Origin of the sequence: Paenibacillus lupini (assembly GCF_011761355.1) — a bacterium.
GTDB classification, from domain to species: Bacteria; Bacillota; Bacilli; order Paenibacillales; family Paenibacillaceae; genus Pristimantibacillus; species Pristimantibacillus lupini.
Genome location: NZ_JAASRW010000002.1, coordinates 674,496 through 700,506, shown reverse-complemented (window position 1 = coordinate 700,506; position 26,011 = coordinate 674,496). Strand labels below are relative to the sequence as shown.

At 46.2% G+C, this 26,011-nt stretch carries 24 protein-coding genes and 1 other annotated feature; of the genes, 9 read left to right on the top strand and 15 right to left on the bottom strand.

What is annotated here, in order from left to right:
- Positions 1-6: 6 nt before the first annotated feature.
- On the bottom strand, positions 7-1,188 hold the full coding sequence (locus FHS17_RS08710) for a M20 metallopeptidase family protein (RefSeq protein ID WP_167277957.1): 1,182 nt from the start codon (positions 1,186-1,188) through the stop codon (positions 7-9).
- A gap of 394 nt (positions 1,189-1,582) precedes the next feature.
- On the opposite strand from FHS17_RS08710, the gene FHS17_RS08705 reads away from it, so the two are divergent.
- Positions 1,583-1,927, top strand: coding sequence for a YugN family protein (locus tag FHS17_RS08705; RefSeq protein ID WP_167277955.1), 345 nt, complete (start codon positions 1,583-1,585; stop codon positions 1,925-1,927).
- 1 nt (position 1,928) lies between these two features.
- On the top strand, positions 1,929-3,101 hold the full coding sequence (gene ftsW, locus FHS17_RS08700) for a putative lipid II flippase FtsW (protein WP_167277952.1): 1,173 nt from the start codon (positions 1,929-1,931) through the stop codon (positions 3,099-3,101).
- A gap of 62 nt (positions 3,102-3,163) precedes the next feature.
- On the opposite strand, the gene FHS17_RS08695 is transcribed toward ftsW, so the two are convergent.
- Positions 3,164-3,544, bottom strand: coding sequence for an Asp23/Gls24 family envelope stress response protein (locus FHS17_RS08695; RefSeq protein WP_167277950.1), 381 nt, complete (start codon positions 3,542-3,544; stop codon positions 3,164-3,166).
- 179 nt (positions 3,545-3,723) lie between these two features.
- On the opposite strand from FHS17_RS08695, the gene cax reads away from it, so the two are divergent.
- Positions 3,724-4,785: a calcium/proton exchanger gene (gene cax, locus FHS17_RS08690; protein WP_167277947.1), complete on the top strand. Its 1,062-nt coding sequence runs from the start codon at positions 3,724-3,726 to the stop codon at positions 4,783-4,785.
- A 39-nt stretch (positions 4,786-4,824) separates the two neighbouring features.
- Here cax and FHS17_RS08685 read toward each other — a convergent pair whose 3' ends face one another.
- From FHS17_RS08685 to FHS17_RS30835, 5 genes are all read right to left on the bottom strand, one after another.
- Positions 4,825-5,112 (bottom strand): Fpa/YlaN family protein, encoded by a 288-nt coding sequence (locus tag FHS17_RS08685; protein WP_127493480.1) that lies wholly within the window; start codon positions 5,110-5,112, stop codon positions 4,825-4,827.
- Between the two features lie 143 nt (positions 5,113-5,255).
- A complete protein-coding gene (locus tag FHS17_RS08680) occupies positions 5,256-5,498 on the bottom strand; it encodes an HPr family phosphocarrier protein (protein ID WP_015845356.1) in 243 nt (80 codons plus the stop codon).
- A 101-nt stretch (positions 5,499-5,599) separates the two neighbouring features.
- Positions 5,600-6,715, bottom strand: coding sequence for an aminopeptidase (locus FHS17_RS08675; RefSeq protein WP_167277944.1), 1,116 nt, complete (start codon positions 6,713-6,715; stop codon positions 5,600-5,602).
- A 73-nt stretch (positions 6,716-6,788) separates the two neighbouring features.
- On the bottom strand, positions 6,789-7,487 hold the full coding sequence (locus FHS17_RS08670; RefSeq protein ID WP_167277941.1) for a hypothetical protein: 699 nt from the start codon (positions 7,485-7,487) through the stop codon (positions 6,789-6,791).
- A 124-nt stretch (positions 7,488-7,611) separates the two neighbouring features.
- On the bottom strand, positions 7,612-9,549 hold the full coding sequence (locus FHS17_RS30835) for a diguanylate cyclase (protein WP_208420265.1): 1,938 nt from the start codon (positions 9,547-9,549) through the stop codon (positions 7,612-7,614).
- 360 nt (positions 9,550-9,909) lie between these two features.
- On the opposite strand from FHS17_RS30835, the gene rpsD reads away from it, so the two are divergent.
- Together rpsD and FHS17_RS08655 are read left to right on the top strand one after the other, a co-directional pair.
- The gene (rpsD, locus tag FHS17_RS08660; RefSeq protein ID WP_167277936.1) at positions 9,910-10,509 is read left to right on the top strand and encodes a 30S ribosomal protein S4; all 600 of its coding nucleotides are present in this window, start codon (positions 9,910-9,912) and stop codon (positions 10,507-10,509) included.
- A gap of 153 nt (positions 10,510-10,662) precedes the next feature.
- Positions 10,663-11,436 (top strand): class I SAM-dependent methyltransferase, encoded by a 774-nt coding sequence (locus tag FHS17_RS08655; RefSeq protein WP_167277934.1) that lies wholly within the window; start codon positions 10,663-10,665, stop codon positions 11,434-11,436.
- Positions 11,437-11,492: 56 nt separating this feature from the next.
- Here the strand turns inward: FHS17_RS08655 and FHS17_RS08650 are convergent, their stop codons facing one another.
- The 3 genes from FHS17_RS08650 to tyrS all read right to left on the bottom strand — a co-directional run bounded on the left by FHS17_RS08650 (position 11,493) and on the right by tyrS (position 14,968).
- Positions 11,493-13,031 (bottom strand): flotillin family protein, encoded by a 1,539-nt coding sequence (locus FHS17_RS08650; RefSeq protein WP_167277932.1) that lies wholly within the window; start codon positions 13,029-13,031, stop codon positions 11,493-11,495.
- A gap of 30 nt (positions 13,032-13,061) precedes the next feature.
- On the bottom strand, positions 13,062-13,598 hold the full coding sequence (locus FHS17_RS08645; RefSeq protein WP_341805801.1) for an NfeD family protein: 537 nt from the start codon (positions 13,596-13,598) through the stop codon (positions 13,062-13,064).
- Between the two features lie 113 nt (positions 13,599-13,711).
- Positions 13,712-14,968, bottom strand: coding sequence for a tyrosine--tRNA ligase (gene tyrS, locus FHS17_RS08640; RefSeq protein WP_167277927.1), 1,257 nt, complete (start codon positions 14,966-14,968; stop codon positions 13,712-13,714).
- A 62-nt stretch (positions 14,969-15,030) separates the two neighbouring features.
- Positions 15,031-15,303: a binding site (T-box leader), on the bottom strand.
- Positions 15,304-15,407: 104 nt separating this feature from the next.
- Between tyrS and FHS17_RS08635 the strand changes: the two genes are divergently transcribed.
- A complete protein-coding gene (locus tag FHS17_RS08635) occupies positions 15,408-18,500 on the top strand; it encodes a penicillin-binding protein 1A (protein ID WP_167277924.1) in 3,093 nt (1,030 codons plus the stop codon).
- Positions 18,501-18,716: 216 nt separating this feature from the next.
- Here FHS17_RS08635 and acsA read toward each other — a convergent pair whose 3' ends face one another.
- Entirely contained in the window at positions 18,717-20,441 is a 1,725-nt protein-coding gene (acsA, locus tag FHS17_RS08630; RefSeq protein WP_167277921.1) for an acetate--CoA ligase, read from the bottom strand.
- A gap of 245 nt (positions 20,442-20,686) precedes the next feature.
- Here acsA and FHS17_RS08625 point away from each other — a divergent pair, with 245 nt between their 5' ends.
- Together FHS17_RS08625 and FHS17_RS08620 are read left to right on the top strand one after the other, a co-directional pair.
- A complete protein-coding gene (locus tag FHS17_RS08625; RefSeq protein WP_167277919.1) occupies positions 20,687-21,322 on the top strand; it encodes a GNAT family N-acetyltransferase in 636 nt (211 codons plus the stop codon).
- A gap of 15 nt (positions 21,323-21,337) precedes the next feature.
- Positions 21,338-22,513, top strand: a complete 1,176-nt coding sequence (locus FHS17_RS08620; RefSeq protein ID WP_167277916.1) for an arginase family protein — start codon at positions 21,338-21,340, stop codon at positions 22,511-22,513.
- A 47-nt stretch (positions 22,514-22,560) separates the two neighbouring features.
- Here the strand turns inward: FHS17_RS08620 and FHS17_RS08615 are convergent, their stop codons facing one another.
- From FHS17_RS08615 to FHS17_RS08600, 4 genes are all read right to left on the bottom strand, one after another.
- Positions 22,561-23,259: a 5'-methylthioadenosine/adenosylhomocysteine nucleosidase gene (locus FHS17_RS08615; protein WP_167277913.1), complete on the bottom strand. Its 699-nt coding sequence runs from the start codon at positions 23,257-23,259 to the stop codon at positions 22,561-22,563.
- Entirely contained in the window at positions 23,259-24,269 is a 1,011-nt protein-coding gene (gene ccpA / locus FHS17_RS08610; RefSeq protein WP_167277910.1) for a catabolite control protein A, read from the bottom strand. Before ccpA ends, FHS17_RS08615 begins: the two co-directional genes overlap by 1 nt.
- Before the next feature lie 155 nt (positions 24,270-24,424).
- Positions 24,425-24,838, bottom strand: a complete 414-nt coding sequence (locus FHS17_RS08605; RefSeq protein WP_167277908.1) for a hypothetical protein — start codon at positions 24,836-24,838, stop codon at positions 24,425-24,427.
- A gap of 115 nt (positions 24,839-24,953) precedes the next feature.
- Positions 24,954-25,370, bottom strand: coding sequence for a VanZ family protein (locus FHS17_RS08600; protein ID WP_167277905.1), 417 nt, complete (start codon positions 25,368-25,370; stop codon positions 24,954-24,956).
- Positions 25,371-25,425: 55 nt separating this feature from the next.
- On the opposite strand from FHS17_RS08600, the gene FHS17_RS08595 reads away from it, so the two are divergent.
- Positions 25,426-25,959, top strand: a complete 534-nt coding sequence (locus tag FHS17_RS08595; RefSeq protein WP_167277902.1) for a type 1 glutamine amidotransferase domain-containing protein — start codon at positions 25,426-25,428, stop codon at positions 25,957-25,959.
- Positions 25,960-26,011: the final 52 nt, after the last annotated feature.

The following is a 26,011-nucleotide window of genomic DNA, read 5'->3' as shown; positions in this document are numbered from 1 at the left end:
GGATCCTCATCCTGCGACAAAATCTTCCGCCATCTGAATAAGCAATTGAGCAGAATGGACCATTGCACGTTCATCGATATCAAAACGCGGATGATGGTGGGCAAACGTTGCTCCAATCTCTTCATTACCTGCACCTACGAACATAAAGCATCCCGGTACCTGCTCCAGATAATACGAAAAGTCTTCAGCGACCATCATCGCTTCCGATTGAATGGTATTCGCTTCTCCGAACAGTTCTCCCGACACCCGGAAGAACCGGCTCGCTTCCTTCTCATCATTCACAACCGGCGGATATCCGATTCGCATGTGATAATCATATTTCGCCCCATGCATGCTGCATGTATGATTAATAATTTGTTCGAGCCTCGCATGCGTAAGTTGGCGTGTTTCTTCATCAAAGGTACGCACAGTACCTTTCATCACACAGCGCTCTGCAATAACATTATTGGTCGTCCCCGCTTGGAATGAACCGATAGTTATTACTGCTGGTTTGAGCGGATCAACATTCCGGCCTACAATAGATTGCACAGCTTGTACCAAGGAAGATCCAATAACAATCGTATCTACTGTCTTATGCGGCATACCGCCATGTCCGCCAAGGCCAATAATCTCTAATGTAAATTCATCAGCTGCCGCCATGAATGGTCCTGGCTTTGTTGAGGTAGCTCCAAATGGAATTGGAGCCCACAAATGTACGCCATAGATCGCGTCTACACCCTCAAGTGCACCATCTTCAATCATCCGGACAGCACCGCCAGGTGTCTGTTCTTCAGCTGGCTGGAATAATAAACGGCGTTCGCCGGCAAGCTCTTCCTTATGCTGTTGATAATAACTAGCTACAGCAAGCAAAGCCGCTGTATGCCCATCATGCCCGCATGCGTGCATCACGCCAGGCACTTTCGAGCTGTATTCGCAGTCTTTCTCATCCTGGATGGGAAGTGCATCGATGTCTGCACGTAATGCCACAACTGGACCCGCCAAATCTCCTTTGATTGTCACAAGCAGACCATGCCCGCCTACACCTTCACGAACCTCACAGCCAAATGCTCTCAATTGTTCTGCAATCCAACGAGAAGTATGTACCTCTTGGAAAGACAGCTCCGGATTTTGATGGAGATGTCTGCGCCACCGGACCATATCCGGATAAAGACGCTGCAGCTGCTCTTTTATATAGCCGCTTGTCTTCATTGTAAGCTTGCCTCCTCAAAGTTTTGTGTAACAAACTCACTTCATAAGCATTAGCTTAAGTTTTGTGGAACAAAACTACTTCGTAAGCATTAACCAAAAGTTTTGTGGAACAGAATTTTAGCGAAGGTTGTTTCGAGTTGAGTCTGACTTTTGCGCGTTTGTTTTCACTGATATTAAGTTATCTAATAAAGAAACAAACCGCAAGGAAGGCTCGACCGAAACAACCGAAGCATCCTTTTCAATCTATTCTAACAGAACGAAGCGATACGGCATAGGTATAGCGATTGCTCATCGAGAGTAAGGCTTGCGCTGACTGGGGAAACATACTATCATGGGAAAAGAATGTAGAAGTAAACAAGCAAATATTAGAAGCAACTTATAGGAGGAAATAACGATGATTATTGAAAACTCGGGCCTTGATGGCCTTCAAAGTGATTTGGCTCATCTGGACGATTCTGCCGAGCAGCTTGGCTTTGTTCGTTGGCAGTGGGAGTACTATCGCGCTACATACGATCTCAAATTAGAGGATCCAGCAACGCAATCTGAGTACTTCCTTCGTATCAATACTCGTGCGGTTGAAGGCAAACTCGAAAATCCTAATGCTGTACTTGCTATCGAACACGTATACATTGGTAAAGCAACTTTCCCTCACGGCCTTGAATACGAATCGCCAGTTCCACAGCCATTAATGGCGATTGCGACTCAACGCCTTAGTCAACTGAAACAGCTTCTTGCCTAGTATGAAGAAGACTCCGCAGAATGGCAGTCGTGGAAGACCGGACTTTCTGCTTCTTATTTTAACGCTTCTGCTAGTAGGCTTTGGACTTGTTATGGTGTTCAGCGCAAGCTCGAACATTGCACTTGTATCATCAGAATTCAATAATGACGCTTTATACTTTACGAAGCGGCAGCTAATGTGGGCGATTCTCGGGATCTTCACGATGCTCTTCCTCATGAATCTGCCTTATACCGTCTTCAAGCGGGGATTTCTAATCTTATTTATCCCCGTACTATTTATGTTGATGATCGTACCATTCACAGCTTCGAACATTAATGGCGCACATAGCTGGTTTAATCTTGGCCCATTTAGCTTTCAACCTACGGAACCGGCCAAGCTCGCAATAATCCTTTACTTAGGAGCACTCATCTCCAAGAAAAGCGAGAAGTTTCGGGACTTCAAGAAAGGGCTGCTGCCGGTTCTTCTCATCGTAGGATTGATCTGTGGCCTCATTATGTTACAACCGGATCTAGGCTCTTGTCTGGTACTAGCCTCATGTGCAGCAATTATGATCATTGCTGGTGGCGCTAATCTGAAGCAAGTAGGCCTTGTTGGCAGTATACTTGGGATTATTGTACTCATCATGGTTAGCATTAGCATGGCAACTAATCCTAATAGCTACCGAATTGCCCGATTTACAGCCTTTCTTGATCCGCTTGCAGATCAACAAAATACAAGCTTCCAGCTTGTATCCTCCCTGCAGGCGCTTGGACATGGCGGGTTTATGGGGGCAGGCTTTGGAGAGAGTGTTCAAAAACTGCACTACTTGGATTATCCTTATAATGACTTTATCTTTTCCGTCATAGCTGAGGAACTTGGATTTATCGGCGCAAGCTTGTTTCTCCTGTTCTTCCTGATTTTCCTCTGGCGGGCACTCATTGTTGCTCTTCGCTGTCCAGATCAATATGGAACCATTGTTGGAGTAGGTATTGTCGGATTATTCGGCATGCAAGCCTTCATTAATGTCGGCGGGGTTACAGGCGCTATACCGCTTACTGGTGTAACGCTGCCATTTGTCAGCTATGGAGGCTCTTCCCTCTTAGTTAGTCTTATGTGCATGGGGGTGCTTCTCAGCATTTCCCGAGAAGCGAATAAGCAGGACAAGCCCGTACGTTCAAAACGCACTCATATATAAAAAAGGCTGAACCGTTCAAATGAACGAATTCAGCCTTTTTTATGTATGTGGGTGCTCTTAGACTATTTCAACCGATGTTGCGGTTCTTCAATTTCTTCCTCTTTGAAAGCAACGCCTTCCACTTTCACATTAACTTCTACGACGTTAAGACCAGTCATATTCTCAACGGACTCACGTACATTCAGCTGCAGCTGTCTGCACACCTCTTGAATCGGAATGCCATAATGAATGATAATGCGAAGATCGATCGCCGCCTCAAGCTGACCTACTTCTACCGATACACCTTTTTGAACGTTTTTACCGCTAAGCCGCTTCGCGAGCCCTTCGGAGATCCCGCCTGACATTCCGGCAATGCCTGGAGTCTCAAGCGCTGCGAGTCCCGCAATCGTTGCCACTACATCGTCTGAAATACGGATAATGCCTGTTTGAAGGTCCTCGTTCATTTCATTCCACTCCTCAATTTGCCATATATCATTATTGTAATGGATGGCTCAGCGTGAAGCAAGAAAGGAAGTTCATCTTCGATAGACAAGTGTACAATATTTATGGAAAAGTTTACATGGTTGTCTTTTTTCGTTATGATTAATAATGATTTTTAGACATAGTTGAAGAGGTGGAATTGGTGAGACAGAAATTGTTTTACGGCGGATTAATCGTAATGTTCGCCTTAAGCGCTATCGGGCATTTTGCCCATTGGGACATGACGCTTCAATTTATCATTTCTGCCATCGCAGTTGTATTCGTGGCTGGCTTTCTTGGCAAGGCGACCGAGAGTGTTGCACACTACGCGGGACAACGGCTTGGCGGATTTCTTAACGCCACATTTGGTAACGCGGCGGAACTGATTATCGCGATTTTCCTCGTTAAAGAGGGCTTGTTCGATACGGTAAAAGCAAGTATTACTGGCTCGATTATTGGTAACCTGCTTCTTGTTCTCGGGCTTAGCCTTCTTGCAGGTGGCATCAAGTTCAAACAGCAGTTCTTCAATAATCAGTTGGCCGAGCACAATGCTACACTTATGATTATGGCAGTAATCGGTTTGTTTGTACCAGCTGTCTTTGTTGGGGCTGAGCATTTCTCCCTGAACAAAGATCATTTCCTCAGCATTACCGTAGCATGTATCCTTATCGTTTCTTATATCCTGTGGCTTGTATTCTCTATGATTACCCACAAGGATGTACTTGCGGACAAAGAAATGAATGCCGATCATGGCGAAGAACCTGCCTGGTCGAAGGGCATGTCCATTGTATTCCTGCTTATCGCAACCGTTATGGTTGCTTTCGTCAGCGAATGGCTTGTCCATACGCTTGACAGCTTCTCTGAGAAATTCGGCTTATCCGAGCTGTTTGTTGGTGCATTCGTGATCGCGATTATCGGTAATGCAGCTGAACATAGTGCAGCGGTTATGCTGGCGATGAAAAATAAAATCGGTGCAGCAGTTGAGATCGCGATCGGCAGCAGCTTGCAGATTGCCCTATTCGTTGCCCCGGTGTTAATCTTGCTTAGCACAGTAATGGGCGGACAGACGATGGACATCATCTTCTCCCCTATTGAATTAACCGCCATTGGCGTATCAGTATTTATTGCGAAGTCGGTATCGAGGGATGGTACGACGAACTGGTACGAGGGTTTCCTCTTACTTATGGTGTACGTCATTCTAGGTGTTGCCTTCTATCTCGTATAATTACTGCTACAAAGAAAAAGAGTAGGCTCCTTAAGGAGTCTACTCTTTATTATTTAATGCTTCATACAATTGAGCGAGGTTACGCTCCAATCGGCTTAACATCTCTTTCCCGCTTTGCTCAGCAATCAACCCCGCGCGCACAGCAAAGTCAATCTCCCGCGAGAATCCATACATTTGCGTGTCCAAAACCTCTTCGTACAGCGGACACTGACGGGTCGTCAAGTTCTCCATCTGAACTTCGATAAGTTTTTCTATTTTACTCGCATCTTCCGTTAGGAGACGAAGCGCTTTCTCATGCAATTGAACCGTGACTTCCGGTGAAGACATCGTTTTCCCCCCTGTGCGTGTACCCGCCGTCGTCTATATCTTTTATATTAGACGAAAAAGAGCTAATACACAAGGACAAAACAAAAAAGCGTCTCTTCTTAATTAAAAGAAGAAACGCATTTTTGTGGTTGACCTAAACGGTCCTATTCGCTAATTACAGATACGTTCAAATTATGTTTTGCGAAAATCTCAGCCATTTTTGCTTTTGCTTCTTCCGCGTCTGGACCATGAACATGAAGCTCATAAGCGTGACCGCCTACCAGCGTCGTAAACAGTCCAAGAATGCTCTTCACGTCGATATATTTGTTATCGGCTTGCAGAACGATTGAGGAGCGGAATTGGCTAGCCGCTTGGGAAATTTCTACGATAGCTGCATTGTTGGACATGGGGAATCCCTCCAGTTAATTAGTAAAGCTTTCCTTGACCTCATGATAACCCGAAATATGTCATCCATCAAGAGAAAAGTTTAAAAACGCTTCAATTTCATTTATTTCAAATTTTCGGAATTTAGCGCTTCCAGCTCTGGCAGTACAAAAACGCCGTCTTTTCGAATCAAAACATCATCGAAATAAATTTCTCCGCCACCGTATTCCGGACGTTGAATCAACACTAAATCCCAATGAATGGAAGATCGATTACCATTATCCGTCTCTTCATACGCTTGACCTGGTGTGAAATGCAGGCTGCCTGCAATTTTCTCATCAAACAATATATCGTTCATTGGATGCAGAATGTATGGATTAAAACCAATCGCAAACTCACCGATATAACGCGCGCCTTCATCGCTGTCCAATATCTCATTCAGCTTCGCGGTATCATTACTTGTCGCTTTGACAATTTTACCGTTCTCGAAGGTAAACGAAATGTTCTGGAACGTAGTTCCCGAGTATACGCTTGGTGCATTATACGTAATTACACCATTTACGGAATCACGTACAGGCGCAGAGAATACTTCTCCATCAGGGATATTACGCTGACCGGAGCATTTTTTCGCACCAATTCCGTTAATAGAGAATGTAAGGTCAGTACCTGGCGATACGATCCGTACACGGTCAGTTCTGGACATTAGCGACTGCAGAGGATCTTGTGCACGGTCCATTTTCGCATAATCCAAATTACAAACGTTAAAGTAGAAATCCTCAAACGCTTCTGTGCTCATATTAGCCAGCTGCGCCATCGAAGGAGTAGGATATCGAAGAACAACCCACTTCGTCCGTTTCACTCTCTCCTCCATATGTACGGGATGTGTGTATAATTGCTCGTATAAGCGCATTTTTTCTTTCGGAACATCGGACAGCTCATTCACATTCGAACCCGAACGCACACCGATATAGCCTTGCATTTGCTCCATACGTTCCAAATCCAGCTTAGACCAAAGCTCAATTTGCTCTTTGGTTGCATGTGTCAGCATCGTACGCAGAACAGAGCGGTCGCTCAGCTCTACAAACGGTCTGCCGCCACGTTTGGTCACTTCTTCAATCAGACACTTCCCAAGCTCCAGCTCCAAACCGATCAAGTCGATCAGTACGTTCTCGCCTGGCTGTACATCAATTGAGTAGCCGACAAGGTTAGCTGCCAGCTTCTGTAATCTTGCATCACGCATATTTCTCAAACCTCCATCTTTTCAAGCACTGTTATGAAAAAACAGCCTTCGAACATATTAGCACGTTGACCGCCTATTGAACAGTTCCCGTCCCATCAAAGGAATCGAATGTCACACTTGTATCCCGCTTCTCTTGTTTATCTTTCCCTGATAAGGAATATTGAAAGGTTGAGTGTTCAGTAAGCTTGAGTGGAATAAGGCTATTTCGGTCGATTAGAACATCATATTGTGACTTTACTTGCAAGGTTTTAAGCATTTTGTCCATTGTCTTGCGTGATTCATTAAGTTCCTTCATCCATGCCTTCTTATAAGCTCCATCCTCTAATGGGGCATTAGACGCAAGTTTGTTCATCTCCTGCTGAAGCTGTTCCTTCCACAGCTTGTTTGCCTCCTGGTCGTTCAACTCAACATGAAGCGCTACTGTATCCGCAGTCGATACCGCATTATCAATACTGACTTGTTTATCAGCATTTTTCACTTTCTCGAGCAGCTCGATTGGACTCCACTGAAGCTCTTCACCATCTTCATTCTTGGCATGCAGCTTCGTATGCTCTTCAATATGACCTTCAAAAGTACGTGGAGCATAAGACCATCCTTCGGCTGTTGAAACCGTTGTTTGCCCTGAGAATGCATATTGGTCCGTTCCCTCAAGACCAGCAATCGATAAGTTCAGCCATTCCTCCGGAGGACGGCTAGCATTCGAGCATCCAGCCAGAGCAAGCAGCAACGCTGCAAGGGTCACCCCAGTCAAGGTATGTTTAATTATTGTCATCTACTACACCTCCGTAAATGCATCCATATAGTCTTATCGTCCCCTTAACAGTCAGTGCCTTATTCGAGCTCATAAAAAGAAAAGGACACCTCAAAGGGTGTCCTTACAAATACGCGGTCAGGATTTAGTTGGCTTGTCCAACGTAAATCCGATTTCTTCCGTTATTTTTCGCCTCATACAACGCCATGTCAGCCCTGTAGAACAACGATTCTACACTTATCTTCTCATTCTCGAATGTCCATTCCGACACCCCGCAAGATACCGTTACGACCGGCTTGGTCTCCGCTTCAACATGTGTCCTGATCCGCTCTGCAATCCGGTAGGCTTGGTCGGAACGAATCCCCGGTAAATATACCGCTAGTTCCTCTCCGCCCCATCTTGCCGCAATATCTCCCTGACGAATGGAGCCTCGAATTATATTGCTGACCTGCACCAAGATCTGATCACCTACTTGATGGCCAAATGTATCGTTGATTTGCTTGAAATGATCAATATCCACAAGAATGAGCGCTCCAAGCGGATCTTTTCTCTGACGGCTCTGAATTTGCTCATTCAGATAATGCCGAGCATGCAGCCCAGTCAGATTATCGGTAATAACCATTCTTCTTACTTCGGCATGCAGTGATGCATTCGTAATCGCAAGGCTGATATGGGTAGACATCACCTGAAGCAGCTTATAATTATCGTAGGAGAAAAAGTTCGCACTCTTATGAGCAACCATTATTACGCCTTCAACTTCAGATTCCACCAGAATCGGCGTAGCGATCAGTGATCTCGCCCCTGTATTATCCATCAACTTCGAATTTACAACCCTCGTATGCCAATAATCCGAAATAATGAGCGGCTCTTTCGTACGATGTACGATGCCACTAAAGCCGTATTCCGGTGAGAAATGCTCATTGGACATGGCTGGAATGTTACTGGACATGACTACAAACTGATTCTTTTCTTTATTAAGCTGCAGAATACAGCAATAATCTGCATCAAATACGCCGAGAAGTTCCGTGGTCGCGAACTTGAATATCTCTTTCAGCTTGAGCGATTGATTCAACCGTTTCGTCAGCTCGTTAATCAGTCTTAGTTCATTAATAAGCAAATTCGATTGCTCATACAGCTTTGCATTCTCAAATGCAGACCCTGCCGTATCAGCAAGAAGCAGGAACGCCGGTAAATCCGCATCATCCCAGCCTTCCGCATTAACGGTCAAGCATAATACACCATAGGCTGCTTGTTTGCCTGTCATCGGCACGGCGAGTCTCTTCGTTCCATCACGGTCTTGCTCCGTCACCAGCTTGCCCTCGAGAAAAGATTTGGCTACCAGGTCATGCGCTGCATTCTTAAATACAAGCGGCCTAACACGGGGATCTCCATTCACATGATCCTGTGACAGGAATAGATGTGCTGCCGAGTTCGGATAAAGCTGCTCAAGGCTGCTTAACATCTCAGATAATACCGATGTGACGTCAAACTGATCATAGAGCCGCTTAGCTGCCAGAAATAACGCATCACGCCTGCTTGCCTCTTTATCAGTACGTTGCTGATGCATGAGCAGATCCTTGATATATAGCTGCTCAAATCGTCGGTAAAAGCATGTCCGAAAATGTATAGCACTAAGCTGCGCAACATGTTTATCGCTGCTGTGTTTTGTTTCCGTTATATAAACAAGTACACAAAAAGGACGATGATCTGAACGAGTGTATACTGGAACGGCCACAGCCCCCAGTGTATGCTCCTCTTCTGTCGTACCTGATGCTATAATAGAGGCTGCCGCCTGCCGCGCAGTGGAGATCACATCGGCTTGCGAGTCTAATTTCACAGTTGAGCTTATCAAATTCATTTCCCAATCAAACAAAACGAACTGTCCATCCTCAAACATAAGCTGCTCTTCCGTATCCTTGCGCCAGCTTGCGAAGCTGTCTTGAAGCAAAGGCAGCAAGTATGGACTGTCTGCAGCTTGAATATCTTCGTTCTCAAACCATATTGTTCGCGTATCTTCTTCCATCCGATGAGCTGCCGCGGCAGCTACATCATTCGCCTGACGATAATTATATCGTTCCGCCATCGGCAACACCCAGCCCTTCCGTGCATTAAAGGAGCGAGTCTAGCAAACTATTATAATGAATATAATCATACTTTATTTTTGAGAATTTTGCACTACTCAAAATTCCAACATTTAGGTCTTTTGAACCGTTCTTGAAGCAATCTATGGCAGTTGCTGGCGCCTTGACAAAGGACCTCATTTTCATATATTATCAATTAATGAATGCATGGGCTTACGGTTTTGTGTCACCCTCGAGAGTACGTTCGCTGATAGACCAGCGGCTGAACTGTATATCAGGCTTCGAGAATTCAAGCATAGAGCGTATTCGGCGAAACACAACCCCATCCTCAAAAATCCAATTTTGAAGGAGTTACACAACTCATGTCACGTTATACAGGTCCTAAATTTAAACTCAGCCGCCGTCTTGGTATTTCCCTTAGCGGTACAGGCAAAGAATTGAAACGTCCATTCCCTCCAGGCCAACACGGTCCTAACCAACGCAAAAAGCTGAGCGGTTATGGCGTTCAATTGCAAGAAAAACAAAAACTTCGTCACATGTACGGTTTGAACGAGAAGCAATTCCGCAACTTGTTCGACAAAGCGGCTAAAATCAAAGGTATTTCCGGCGAAAACTTCATGATCCTTCTTGAAAGCCGTCTGGACAACCTTGTTTACCGTCTTGGCTTTGCTAACTCCCGTGCTGGCTCACGTCAGTTGGTATCGCATGGTCATGTAACAGTTAATGGCAAAAAAGTCGACATCGCTTCTTACACTGTATCGACTGGCGACGTTATTGGTCTGCGTGAGCGTAGCCGTGGTCAAAAATCGATCAAAGAAGCTATGGAAGGCCGTCATCACCTGCCTAACTACCTGGAATTCAACGATCAAGCTATGGAAGGTAAATTCGTTCGCCTGCCAGAACGTGCTGAGCTGTCCCAAGATATCGACGAGAAACAAATCGTCGAGTTCTACAGCCGTTAATCGCTTGACTCAAAAACCCGAGAGCTTATGCCCTCGGGTTTTTACTTGCTCGTATTATAGGTTAAAACTATAAAGAGAATAGTTATTATATATTTTACTTATATGGATATCGGAGGTAAAACTATAGATATAACCAATTGGAGGCGATGTTACATGAACGCTCAAGGCACACAGGCCTGGAACCCCGGTACTTATGATTCGCAGCTTGGATTTGTATCCCAGCTTGGAAAAGGAATTATGGAATGGCTGGATCCTAAGCAAGATGAGCATATTCTTGACTTGGGCTGTGGCACTGGGGATCTGGCTGTTGAAATTGCGAAGGCTGGTGCACAGGTAACTGGGATGGATCAGTCGGGGACCATGATCTCTTCCGCAAGAACTAAATATCCGGATATTCATTTTATCGTTGGTGATGGTGAGCAATTTACCCTGGACGCTCGTTTTGATGCTGTTTTCTCAAATGCTGCCCTTCATTGGATGAAGAATGCATCCGGTGTTATTGAGTCGGTCCACCATGCTTTAAAAAGTGGTGGACGATTTGTCGCTGAATTTGGCGGCAAAGGCAATGTTGATACTTTCGTCCAAGCTTTCTATGAAGTAATGCCTCGCTACGGCATCAATCCTGCTGAGCGAACCCCCTGGTTCTTCCCTTCTATAGGGGAATATACGAGCTTGCTCGAACAGCATGGCTTCCAAGTTCGGATCGCCGAGCATTTCGACCGGCCGACTCCGCTGCCCGAAGGCGATAAAGGTGTGATGCATTGGCTCGAAGGGTTTGGGGATGCATTCTTCAAAGGGTTGAATGATGCAGACAAACAGGCTGCTAAGCAAGAGGTATACGAATCTGCAAAACATAATCTGCAGGTTGTAAACGGTGTATATCAAGCTGATTACAGACGGATACGAATTGCCGCTGTTAAGTCTTGAAATAAAAAATCCCGAAGCGGATCTTGTGTCTGCTTCGGGATTTTTTTTGTGTTTGATTATTCCTTCTTCTCGGTAGGCTCAGCTGGCTGTGGGATCTGTACAGGTGTCTCAGAAGCAGCGGCAGCCGGTGTGGTTAGTGCACCACCGGACACCCGCGAAGTTAAACCTTTCATCAAAGCATTCACGTCAATGCCCGAAACATTCTTAAGCATTTCCGGAGCTGTCGCCATTAAGCTGGTAACATAATTGCTTAAGCGAGCTGCTCCTTCACCATGACCGGTATCAACAACCGTAAGCTTATCAATACCTTTAATTGGCTCAGCAACTTTACCTGCAAGCTCAGGCAGCATTTTCACAATAATATCGAGGATCGCTGCTTCGCCAAAGCTTTCAAACGCTTGAGCAAGCTTCTCTTTTGCCTCAGCTTCAGCAAGACCCCGCAGTCTGATTACTTCTGCTTCAGCTGTACCTTTTGCACGCTCAGCATCAGCTACAGCCATACCGTCGAGACGCTTCTGCTCAGCATTCGCCTTCGCTTCCGCTTCAATGCTATACTGCAGTGCATCCGCTTCACGCAGACGTTTCGTTTTATCCGCTTCAGCCGCCTGCTCAACCGCATAACGATCTGCTTCCGCCTTTTTCTTCACTTCTGCATCATACTGCTTCTCACGACGCAAGATCTCCTTTGCTTCCAGATCAATCTCGCGCTCCTTACGAACAAGCTCAACCTTCATTTGCTCTTCAACTACGCTCTGCTTAGCACGTGCTTCCTGAATGAAATACGCCTGATCCGCTTCTGCCTTAGCCATATCCTGATCGCGCTTGAAGGAAGCAATCTTCAGCTCTTTCTCTTTCCCTGCCTCGGCGATATTCGTATCACGGAGCAGCTCGGCCTTTTGTCCTTCCTCTTCAGCAAGCGCCTTCTTAATTCTGGAGTCTCTTACAGCTTCCGCTTCAGCAATATCCGCATCACGCTTAACAGCGGCGATACGAGGCTTACCAAGAGCATCCAGATATCCATGCTTATCACGCAAATCTTTTATTGTGAAGGAGACAATTTGCAGCCCCATTTTCTTCAAATCCTTAGCTGCTACACCCTGCACCTCTTGAGCGAATTTATCGCGATTCCGGTACACTTCTTCTACAGTCATCGAGCCAAGAATGGCACGCAGGTGGCCCTCGAGCACCTCTTGCGCTTCACTCTTCAGCGCTTCTGTTGGCTTACCCATAAATTGCTCAGCTGCCGTCGCTACATCCTCAACGATCCCGCCGATTTTTATAATTGCAACGCCATCCGCCATAACGGGTACACCTTGCTCCGTATAGACCTCGGGAGTAGAGACATCGAGCTTATGAGAAAGCAATGATAAAAATTCAGCCTTCTGGAAAATCGGCAATATAAATGCGCCGCCGCCGCGTACAATTTTGATTTTGCGCCCCGTTTCATCCGAGCTAACATTACGACTTCCTAGAAAAGAACCGGTCACAATCATAGCTTCATCCGGACTAACCGTCCGATAACGTGCCCAAAAGGCAATACCGAGTATAACTAATACAGCGACAACAATAATAGGAATAATTAAATATTCTGGCATGAATAAACCCCTCTCAGCTTATGAAGCTTCTTAGTATGGATCTAACTTTGATACATACAGCGTACTGTCCTTCACTTCCACAATAACAACCCTTGTTCCACCCGGAATCGCCTCTTTGTCGAAGCTCGCAGCAATTTGGTTCGTATTGCCCGCTCCCACCTTGACTAGTACTTCTCCGTAGCCTATTGCAGGAATGGCCGTAAGTACTTCTGCGATCTTGCCGGTCAAATCTTTCTCAGACAGCGCAATGGAATTCTCGCTTTCACTCATTGGCTTCACGTACAGGAAATAGCCACCGCCGCCAATCAACACTCCACTGATTATAGCAAGCAACAGAACAATAATCGCTCCTATGGCCGTGTAATGCATAAGCAGTAATCCCGCGCCTCCAAACGCTGTAATCCCACCAACAAGTGTTGTTGGATTCATCCACGGATGTCCATCCAGCGATAAAAAATCAAGGATGCCGCCAAGCGCATGACCAATCAAATCTCCCAGCAGGGCGCTAATAATGGCATATAACGCTCCACCGACGAAACATCCCCAGAATATCGCCTCCAATTCCATCCTCCTCTCACAGCATCCATATGCTGTTAATTCATACGCATATACCGCCTCTTTTGTTGCGAAAAAAAAGAGGCTTGCTTTCGCAAGCTTCTTTTAATCATTATTTTTGTTAATTATCCCAGCTTTACTTTAATAAATTTCCGTTTACCAACTTGTACAACGTCTCCGTCTTGAAGCGTAATTACGGCATCAACGTCGGAGAGCTTTTCTTCATTAATACGTACAGCACCTTGCTGAACACTCCGCTTTGCTTCGCTCACGGACGTTTGCAATCCGGTAAACGTAAGCAGCTTCACCAGCTTGATTTGGCCGTTATCGAGCTCAGATGCAGGAATAACCGCTTCTTCAATGTCGGTAGGAAGAGCGCGCTGCTGGAATACAGTAATGAAGTTTTGCTGTGCAGCTTCAGCCGCTTCTTCGCCATGGTACATACGGACAAAGGTTGCTGCAAGGCGCATCTTCGCATCACGAGGATGAACAGTTCCGTCAGCAAGGCCAGCCTTAAGGGCAGCCAGTTCTTCGTTGCTCATATCTGTCGCCAGCTCGTAGTATTTCACCATCAACTCGTCCGGGATCGACATCGATTTGCCGTAAATTTCACCTGGCTCTTCATCAATACCGATGTAATTGCCAAGGCTCTTACTCATCTTGTTAACACCATCAAGACCTTCGATGATCGGAGTCATTATCGCAACTTGCTGCGATTTGCCGTATTCCTTCTGCAAAGTACGCCCCATGAGCAGATTGAACTTTTGATCCGTTCCGCCAAGCTCTACATCTGTCTCCAAAGCAACAGAATCATAACCTTGCATCAGCGGGTAGAAGAACTCATGAATACTGATCGGTTGACCAGACGAATAACGCTTCGTGAAATCATCACGCTCAAGCATACGGGCAACTGTCAGTTTAGCGGACAAAGTTACAACATCTGCGAAGGTCATAGGAGCAAGCCATTCGGAGTTGTAGTACAGCTTTGTTTTCTCCGGATCAAGAATTTTGTAAATTTGCTTCTGATATGTTTCCGCATTACGCTTCACATCTTCTTCCGTAAGCTGCTTGCGCGTCTCGGATTTGCCTGTTGGATCACCAATTCGGCCCGTGAAATCACCAATAATTAGCTGCACTTGATGACCAAGCGTTTGGAACTGGCGAAGTTTATGAAGCACTACCGTATGCCCAACATGGATATCCGGTGCAGATGGGTCAAGACCAAGCTTAATTTTAAGCGGTGTGCCCGTTGCTACGGAATTCGAAAGCTTTTCAACAAGCTCTTCCTCAGGTACGATCTCCACAACTCCACGACGGATAACACCAAGCTGGCGTTCCACTTCTGCTTTTTGATTTTCCGATAACTGATCCCATTTCACCATACAACTTTCCTCACTCTCTAAGCGTCTATAGTTAAAAATAAACACAAAAAATCCTTCCAGCCCCAAGGGACGAGAAGGATTAGCTCGCGGTACCACCCTCGTTAGAGCTCGCCGCCATTATGTTCCACATGGCAATCATTACACGGGCTCTCACTTCATTGCTTGATAACGGAGTTGCAACTCCGAAGCAGACTACTGGCTTCCGATTAAAATCGGCCGTTCCTCCGCTTACTCCGGGCGGTAATTCAACATGCGGCGTGCACCGGTTCGCACCATCCACCGGCTCTCTGATCGACACGATTCGCAGTTTACTAAAAACCCATCAACGCATTATAGTTTTTATACCACAGGGGTAATGCTAAGTCAATGATGTTAGTGCTTCAAATTATTTATTTGTGTTATAATAGGTTTTGGTCATTTAGAGGGGGAGTTCATACATATGCAAGAAGAAGATCGCAAATCACCGCCGCCCCGCGGGAGCGGATGGCGTACATTCGGAATCGTAACATTGATGACTGTCAAATGGCTCATTTATTTCGGTATATTTATTGGGTTATTAACTGGCGGAGCCTTAACCGGTTATGTCGCCTCGCTTGTAAAAGGTGAGGAAGTTCGACCTCGAACATTAATTGAAGAAAAAGTGAACGAGAACTCCATTACTGGATATGTGTATTTCAACGATGAGACGCTGGTCGGACAACTTCGGACGGAAGAAGACCGTACACCGATCGAATACGACGACTTGCCACCGCAGGTCATTGATGCCGTTCTCGCGATTGAAGACAACAACTTCATGAATCATCGTGGTGTTGATATTAATGGCCTGGGACGAGCTGTTAAACAGAAGCTCTTAAATGAAGATACGCAGACCGGCGGCAGTACTTTGACCCAGCAGCTCGCTCGCCGAGTGTTCCTCAGCTTGGACAAGACAGACAGCCGTAAGGTGAAGGAAATGTTCCTCGCTCTGCGGATGGAAAGATATTTGACCAAAGGTGAAATACTCGCCGCTTACTTGAATAAAGTACCATTTGGCAATGGCTCCAGCGGCTATAACCTATACGGCATTAAGTCAGCTGCCAGAGGTTTGTTCAATATCACTGACCTTAACAAATTAAACATTGCACAGTCCGCTTACCTTGCCGGTCTGCCGCAGAGGCCTTCCGCTTACACCGCCTTTACAAGCAAAGGCCAATTCGATGAAGAAGGCTTCCTGCTTGCCATCGAACGCCAGGGCACGGTTTTATCGCAAATGTTAAAGTTCGGCCGTATTACCAAAGAACAGTATGATGAGGCGAAAGCTTTCGATATTCGTTCTTCACTTGCACCACCATCAGAGAAGGCCTATACGACCTATCCTTATCTGATGCTTGAAGCAGAGCGCCAAGCTGCTGAAATTATGCTTCTTCAAGATAATCCGAACCTGACAGCTGCCGATCTGAAGAAGAAAGAAAATGCTCCTCTGATTGAGGAAGCCCGTCAGCATCTGCTCAATGGCGGTTATCATGTCTATACGACGATCGACAAAGATATTTATAAAATCATGCATACCATAGCTGCAGACGATAAAAACTTTTCGCCATTCAGCAAGGAGAAGGGTCTTGAACAGACAGCAGCTGTCATGATCGACCATAAGACTGGTGCGATTCTCAGTATGCTCGAGGGCCGTGACTTCTACGAGGAGCAAATGAACTTTGCTACCCAGATGACACGTCAGCCTGGTTCAACGATGAAGACCATCGCTGCTTATTTACCTGCAATTGATAAAGGCTTGATCCAGCCTGCTAGTATCGTGGATGATGCCCCGGTTGTCTTGAAGGATGGTCAAAAGGGCTTCCATATTCCGAAAAACTCGACTAATCGATATTTGGGTCTTGTAACGGCACGCGAAGCGCTTAATCGCTCACTTAACTTGCCGGCAATCAAAATCTTCCTTGATGATGTCACGATCAAAGGCGCATGGAAGTTTTCCCGCGAGCTGGGTATTACAACGCTTCAACCACAGGATGATAATGCACAAACCGGTGTAATCGGTGGCCTCAGCATCGGCGTATCCGTTGAAGAACTGACCAATGCATACGGCGCTATTCCAAACAAAGGCGTCTTCAACGATGCTTATATGATTCAACGTATTACTGATGCGAACGGCAAACCTGTCTTCGAGCATAAAGAAACACCAAAACAGGTATTCTCGCCTCAAACGGCGTTCCTCGTGACAGATATGCTGAAGACGGTTATCTCGAGTGGTCAAGGTACAGCGCATTCTCTAACATCGGACTTCAAGCAATACGGTAAAATTCCTGTAGCAGGTAAAACCGGTTCAACTCAAAGTTATGGCGATGTATGGTTTATGGGCTTTACACCTGACATTACACTTGGCGTATGGGCAGGTTATGAGGAACAAATTCACTCCTTGTCTACTGATGGCAAGAAACGGGCGCGTTCGATTTGGTCCCTCATGATGAATGAAATTACGAAAGCAAAACCGGATCTCTTCCCTTCAAAAGAATTCGAAAGACCTTCCGGTCTTGTAAAAGCTACTGTCTCGAGTGCAAGCGGTAAGCTTCCTAGTCAGTTGACAAAGGAATCGGGTAAGCTTGTAACGGATTGGTTCAACAAAAAATACTTGCCTAAAGAAACAGATGATGCCTTAGTGAAAATGGCGTACATTCCGTTCAACGGCGTCAATTATGTTCCAAATCCGGCAACACCGGCGGATATGGTTAGAGAGCAAATTGTTATTAAACGTAAGAAACCGCTCGATGAATTGATGGATGAGATCAGAGCTGCACAAGAGAAGATTCCGGCTAGCAGCAGAAAGCCGATTGAATCCTATTTACCTGCTGATGCAGATACAAATGCGCCATCCAAAAAGGATCCACGTGTAGATGATGGCAATGCGCCAAACGCGCCAAGCAACGTGAAGCTTCAGTCAATTGGCTCCGGCGTTGTCATGTTGACCTTTACTGGTGGAACGGAAAAGGATATTGTCGGCTACAGGATCTACCAATCCATTAATCAAGCATCTGCTCAGAAGCTTGGGGCTTCCATCCTAGTTGGCGATGAGCTGAAAGTGAAAATCAATGTATCTGGCAACCAAAGCTACGGCTTCTATGTTACAGCGGTAGACGTTGCTGGCAAGGAATCCGCAGCTAGTCAAGTAGTACAGTTCGGCAATGGTTCATCATCAACTACTCCTGTTATTCCAGGTATGCCTGGTGATGGATCAGGTGGTACGGATGGAGGAACGGAGCATCCTGATTTAGCCCCTCCTTCTGCTCCAAGCGGCTTAGTTGCGACACAAACCGCTTTAAGTGTTCTGTTAACCTGGAACTCGAACTCGGATGCAGAGTACGTAACTAAGTATCATGTGTTCTACAGTGCAAATAACGATGGCAAATACGTCGAGGTTGGAGCAACACAAAATCCAAGCTTTGAATATGCCTCACCACTTACAACCGGATCATTTTATGTCATCTCGGAAAATGACACCGGTAAGTCTCCGCCTTCTCAACATGTGAAGGTGGGGAAATAACGGAGTAGAATGAATAACACATTCGAAAAGCTACTACGTATTTGAATGTTCTTCCGATCGCTGTTGTACCCGGATTCCTTGAACAAGTTACATCTGGGGAATCCGGGTACAAAGGCGAGTCTCCAGAATCATTCAAACTACTCCGTTTGGAGTAGTAAAACAGAAGAAAGGCGCCACTGGGTTATCCCGGTGGCGCCTTTTCTGTAATATTGAAAATTAGTCCTCGATTGTAGATAAATCGCCTGTTGGGAGGTTTAGTTCCCAAGCTTTCAGAACGCGGCGCATGATTTTGCCGCTGCGTGTCTTCGGAAGTTTATCTTTGAACTCGATCTCACGTGGTGCAGCATGGGCAGACAGTCCGATCTTCACGAACTGTGCAATCTCCGCCTTCAGTTCATCCGACGCTGTGTAGCCCTCACGAAGCGCGATAAACGCTTTAATAATCTCACCGCGCATTGGATCCGGCTTACCAATTACACCTGCTTCAGCGACCGCTGGATGCTCCACAAGCTTACTCTCAACCTCAAAAGGACCTACACGCTCCCCAGCTGTATTAATAACATCATCAATACGCCCTTGGAACCAGAAGTAGCCGTCTTCATCCATATAAGCAGAGTCGCCAGAGATGTACCAGCCCTGGATGCGGAAATACTCTTCATATTTTGATGGGTTGTTCCAGATCTTCCGCATCATCGCTGGCCAAGGCGTTTGAATCGCCAGATTGCCCATCCGATACGGCGGCAGCTCATTGCCTTGATCATCAATAATTGCCGCTTTGACACCTGGCAGAGGTTTGCCCATCGATCCTGGCTTAATATCCATTGACGGATAGTTGCAGATCAACTGCCCGCCTGTCTCTGTCATCCACCATGTATCATGGATACGCTGGTTATATACCTTCATTCCCCAACGAACAACTTCTGGATTAAGCGGCTCACCTACGCTAAGCACATGTCGCAGGCTCGACAGATCAAAGTTGTTTACAAGGTCATCTCCAGCACCCATCAGCATACGGAATGCAGTAGGTGCGCTGTACCAAACGGTAACGCCGTATTTCTGAATCGTGCCGTACCAATCGCTTGGACTGAAGCGTCCGCCTCGAATAACATTGGTTGCTCCATTCAGCCAAGGTGCGAATACGCCATAGGAAGTGCCGGTTACCCAGCCCGGATCAGCCGTACACCAGTAGATATCGCCTTCTTTCAAATCAAGAACGATTTTCCCTGTGTAATAATGCTGAACCATTGCATTTTGGACGTGGAAAACGCCTTTCGGTTTGCCGGTCGAACCGGATGTATAATGCAGGATCAGCCCATCCTCACGTCCGAGCCATTCAATCTCCGCCTCATCAGACGCTTGTGCCATCTCTGCACTAAAATCTACAACCGTGTCATCAGCAGCCACATTGTCGCCAAAAACAATAATATGCTTCAAATTAGGCAGCTCATCACGTTTAATACGTCCGAGCAGTGCTGGTGTTGTAATAATAGCCGTTGCTTCACTATCTTGCAGACGGTCCTTCACGGCCGTCTCCATGAATGCCTCAAACAACGGGCCAACTACAGCGCCAACCTTCAACGCACCAAGTACACTGAAATATAATTCCGGCGTACGAGGCATGAAGATAAATACCCGCTCGCCCTTGCCAATGCCAAATTTCCGTAATACATTCGCAAAACGATTCGACTGCTTGCTCATTTGCTCAAACGTGTAAGATTCATCACGTGCGTTGTCACTATAATAAAGGGCAATATTAGCACCTTTACCGGACTCCACATGACGGTCAATGGCCTCGTACGCCATGTTTACTTTTCCTGTCTCATGCCAGCTGAAATGGCGTTCAATCTCTTCCCAATCAAAATCTACTGTTGCTTGTTCATAATTTGGAAGGTTAGGATTTGTTGCCACCGCTGGAATTCGTTCTTGATGTAAGTTGATCATTCTATCACTCTCCCATCAAATCTGTTAAACATTAACCACAAAGAATACGCTTACAATCGCTAGCCGGATCTTGCAGGCAAACAAGCCGGACCTATTATACCGATTCTTTCGGTTACTCAACCGCCACAACAATTATAACATAGTGACTTTCCGTTCGACTACGCTTTTCATTTCCCTTGATGTCTGCTATAACCATAATTATAAAAGGTTTGGGAGCTCACGGCCTCGGAAAGGAGAACCCGTAATTGGAGCATCGCAAAATATATCATGAGCAGCAATTAGAATTGCAAGACGGTCGGATTTGTCTCATTGAAGGTCCTGTCCCTCCAGATTCCTTGCAATTATTAACGATGCATGCTGATCTTGACGCTTTTCGAAGGCCCAAAGACCAGCATGAAGCTCTAGTTGAAATTGCCGGTCTGGAAGAAGGACGTATGATCATTGCTAGAGTCGACGAAATGATCGTTGGTTATGTCACCTTTCATTATCCTGATGAATTAGAACGCTGGTATGAAGCTGGAATGGCTGATCTGATTGAACTTGGTGCGATTGAAGTGGCCGATCAATATCGGTCTTACGGACTTGGCAAAAAAATGATTCAACTTGCCTTCGCAGATGAACAGCTCGAGAACATGATCGTTTTCACAACCGAATATTATTGGCACTGGGACTTGGAAGGAACCAAGCTCAACGTATGGGAATACCGAGGCATTATGGAAAAATTGATGAAATCCGTTGGCATGGTTTGGTATGCAACCGATGATCCGGAGATCTGCTCACATCCGGCTAATTGCCTGATGGTGCGCATCGGCAAAGAAGTCCCTCAAGAGTCTGAGGAGCAATTCGACCGTATCCGATTCCGTCAGCGATTCATGTATTAATTGGGAGGTTAGGAAGTGACTAACGCTATATTCGTTCATCATTCTGACAGTACCCGTTATCAATTCGGAGAGCAGCATCCTTTTAGTCCGATTCGGATGACCTTAACCATCGATTTACTGAGAGCTGCAGGAGCCCTGCATGACGACCAGATAGCATCCCCGTCAATCACCGCTGATCAAGCGCTGCTCTCTCTCGTTCATCGGGATGATTACATAAGCGCTGTTCAGCGCTTAAGCTTGGACAAGCCCTCTGAAGAAGATACTGCAGCAGCTGGACGATACGGGCTTGACACGGAGGATACTCCTTTTTTCCCGGGGATGCATGATGCTGCAGCAACTATCGCAGCCGGCTCCGTACATGCTGCAGAGCTCGTCATGAGTGGCGCGGCAAACCATGCCTATCATATGGCTGGCGGGCTTCATCACGCCTTCCCAGACCGCGGATCGGGGTTCTGTGTCTATAACGACGCAGCTGTTGCTATACAATACATACGTCAGCATTACGGAGCACGAGTGCTTTATATTGATACCGATGTTCATCATGGAGACGGCGTTCAGTGGAGCTTCTATAATGAGCCTGAAGTATGTACCTACTCCATTCATGAAACCGGCAAATTTCTGTTTCCTGGGACCGGCTTTGTACACGAGCGAGGCGCGGATACTGGCTTCGGAGCATGCTATAACGTACCAATGGAGCCCTATACGGAAGATGATTCATGGCTGGAATCGTTCCGAAGCTCTATTACTAAGATTGCAGAGGTATTCAAACCTGATATCATAGTCAGCCAACATGGCTGCGATGCGCATGCCTATGATCCCTTGTCGCATATACACTGCAGCATGCGCATCTATCAAGAGATGCCTGTTATTATCCATGAGCTTGCCCACAAGCATTCAGAAGGCCGCTGGGTGGCTCTAGGAGGCGGAGGATATGATTGGTGGCGTGTTGTCCCTCGTGCTTGGTCGCTCGTCTGGCTTACAATGTCCGAGCACCCTATCGTTCAGAAATTGAATAATGGCGAAGACGTGCCTTTACCGGAAGCCTGGCTGGACAAATGGTCGGGAGCAAGTCCTACCCCGCTGCCAGACTGCTGGCTGGATGATATGAGCCAAGTATTGACCATCCCACGCAGGGCGGAGATCGAAGTGAAAAATCGCCAAACAACAGCTATTGCAGTGCAGGATTTATAAATATAACAAAAACGTCCGTACCATCAGGTACGGACGTTTCCTTTTCTCTATATATGCTGAATCATATCATCGATAATCGCATACGAGTTGTTCGCTGCAGTTACCGTAAACTCTGCATAGTTGACATGCGCTGAACCATCCGCTTTATCCGACATCGAACGGATAACAACAAATGGAACCTCATTCATATCACACACATGAGCGACCGATGCCCCTTCCATCTCCGCACACGCGCCTTGCATCGTTTCATACAGCTCACGAACCGTATCACGACTTGCGATAAACTGATCACCGGATAATACTTTGCCGATCAGGCTTCGTCCTTCGAACAAACGCTCACTTGCTTCCGATGCAAGCGAGATAAGCTTCTCATCTGCCACAAACTCTGAACGCTCCTGAAACGGAATAACGCCTTTGGCAAATCCAAGCGGAGTAACATCCATGTCATGCTGCACGCAGCTGGATGATACAACAATATCACCAATATTAAGACGTGGGTCAAGCGCACCCGCAACACCAGTGAACAATACGGAATCTACGTCCATATCAATCAGGATCTGCGTGCATACAGCAGCATTGACCTTTCCTACTCCAGACTTGCAAAATACAACTGTCTTGCCGTGCAGCAGCCCTTCATAATAGGTGATGCCGGCTTTCGTAACACTGTTTGTTACGTTTACGTTCTGATGCAACAGTTCAATCTCTTCAACCATTGCTCCGATAATGCCAATCTTGTTAAAACCCATTATGCTTGCAAACCTCCAACAGATTGTCTAATGACAATTTCATGCGGCAAAATGACTTTTGCGTTCTCAACTACTTCTTTCTTCATCAGCTTCGTGAGCAGACGCATCGATACGGCACCGATGTCATACATCGGCTGAGCAACTGCCGTCAACTGAGGACGAACCATCGAAGCCATACGTGTATTATCTACGCTAATAACGGAGACATCATCCGGTACTCTCAGTCCGGAATCTTGAATGCAATGAATAGCGCCAATGGCCATTTCATCCGTAGCGGCAAATACAGCCGTTGGGCGTACCGAGAGATCGATGAAATATTTCATTGCTTCAGCGCCGGACTCATAACGGTAATTGCCTGTCCGAACAAGCGACTCGTCATAAGGAATACCCGAATCCTCAAGGGCACGCTTGTAGCCTTGGTAACGGGAATAACCATTTGCCGGATCCTGCAGAGTTCCACTGATCATAGCAATACGTGTATGACCTTGCTCTACCAGCTTGCGGACCGCATCATAGGCCGCTTCTTCATGATTAATATCAACAGACGGAATTTGTCCGTTCTCATCAGTCGTCGCACAAAGTACGATCGGTACATTCGCAGTTTTGAACGCCTGCATATGCTCTTCTGTAACAGCACCGCCCATGAACAAGAGGCCGTCTACTTGCTTCTCCAGAAGAGTGTTAATAACACGGATTTCTTTGTCTTTTTTCTTATCCGCGTTACACAAAATGATATTATAATGATACATATTCGCAATATCCTCGATACCGCGGGCAACTTCGGCGAAATTCGCATTCGAAATATCCGGAATAACGACTCCTACCGTAGTTGTTTTCTTGCTTGCGAGGCCTCGTGCAACTGCATTCGGACGATAACCGAGTCGTTCAATAGCCTCGTATACCTTTTTGCGCGTTGCCGGCTTAACATTCGGATTATTATTAACAACCCGAGAAACCGTAGCCATCGATACTCCTGCTTCTCTTGCTACATCATAAATGGTAACCGTCACGGACTTCTCTCCATTATCTCAAATTTTATTTACGCTCGCTGCATATTAACGTAATCATACGACAAAATATTACTTTTCGCAATGTTAGCGCATGCACAGCCTTAAATAAACCCCTTCATGCTGCAGCAAACTGGAGAGCGATATTCCCGTATGGCTTATGTATGCAAGGACCGCCTGCTAAGTTGAGATAGTCTTTTGTTAATATCAGCAATCCATTCCTCATCATGAAGCGATTGCGCGATTAAATGTACATCAAGTAAATTATTAATCCGCTCTTGCGTCAGCTGTTCGATATGGTACGGATCCGTATGCTTACGGTGCTCGCTTGCTTCAACAAGCAAATCCGCCCATTCATTACATTCGTTAAATAAAAAGGTTTGTTTCGGTGGTTCTTGGCCTAGCTTTGCGATGAGGCCGGTCAGATCCGGCTTCACATCGGGTAGTACTTCGCTGCGGCTGCATACCGAACAAGAAAATACTGGGACGTTGTCAATTTCGACTTTGCCCGAATAGATCACTGTACGCAGTTTCATCTTCATGATGTCACCGCAATGACACCTTTTCTGCACTTTGGCCCACTCCTTTACGCGCGGCTGCATTTCCATTTCAATTTCTTTTTTCGCTGCGTAAAGGATTCGACCTTTTCTACAAAAAATCCTGCTTATCTGCACTATGTAATTTTTACTATGGAGCAACTTTCCGCCAACGTCTTTTGATCCGCGGATAGGCAGCCAATATAACCCATACAGCTGCTCCAATCATATCATTACGGATATCTAGCACGTCAGTCATTCTGCCGCCTACAAACGATTGATGGAACTCGTCCGTTACGCCGTAGAGCCCGCAGCCAATCACTATTAAGCATTTATAGAGAATACGGTCTCCCTTTGCTCCAATTGCATAGTCAAAAGTAACTGCTAATAAAAAATAAGCGAGAAAATGTCCCCAGTCAAAGCTCGACATAGATGGGAAGAAGCGCTGGAAAAACGGCAGCATCGTGTTCATCTCATCACCCGTCCGGGAGGAAAATCCGAATATGACCGCCATCCATAGGACAGCCGGGATAAAACGTATTAGTCGGTGTTTGTTCGTTTGATTCATGAGTTCTCCTTCGTTACAATGGTAAAGAAATAATAAATACAGGAGGAAATCAAATATGTCATTACATAATAAAACCGTTATTTGTCTTCTTGATGACGAGTTCGAAGATCTTGAACTCTGGTACCCGGTTTATCGGGTCCGCGAAGCCGGAGCAACTGTCTTGTATGCCGGTCCTGAAAAAGGGAAAAAGCATATCGGAAAATATGGTGTTCCTGCTGTCGCTGACCTGTCCTTTGACGAAGTGAACAGCACCGACATTGCCGGTCTGCTTGTGCCTGGCGGCTGGGCGCCAGACAAGCTTCGCCGCTATCCGAAAGTACTGGAGCTCGTTCAGGAGCTTGATGCTGCTGGCAAGCCTATCGGACAAATCTGTCACGCAGGCTGGGTGCTTATTTCGGCTAAAATCCTGCAAGGTCGTAAAGTTACCTCTACACCAGGTATTCGCGATGATATGGAAAATGCCGGAGCTGAATGGTTCGATGAAGCTGTTGTTGTTGATGGCAACATCATATCAGCCCGCCGTCCACCTGATCTGCCTCCTTATGCGAAAGCATTCGTGGATGCATTAGAACAGCAGGCTCAAGCGTAAACGTTGCTCTGTCTTAGAAGGAGCAGCATACGTTTCGCGTGTGAAATATAAG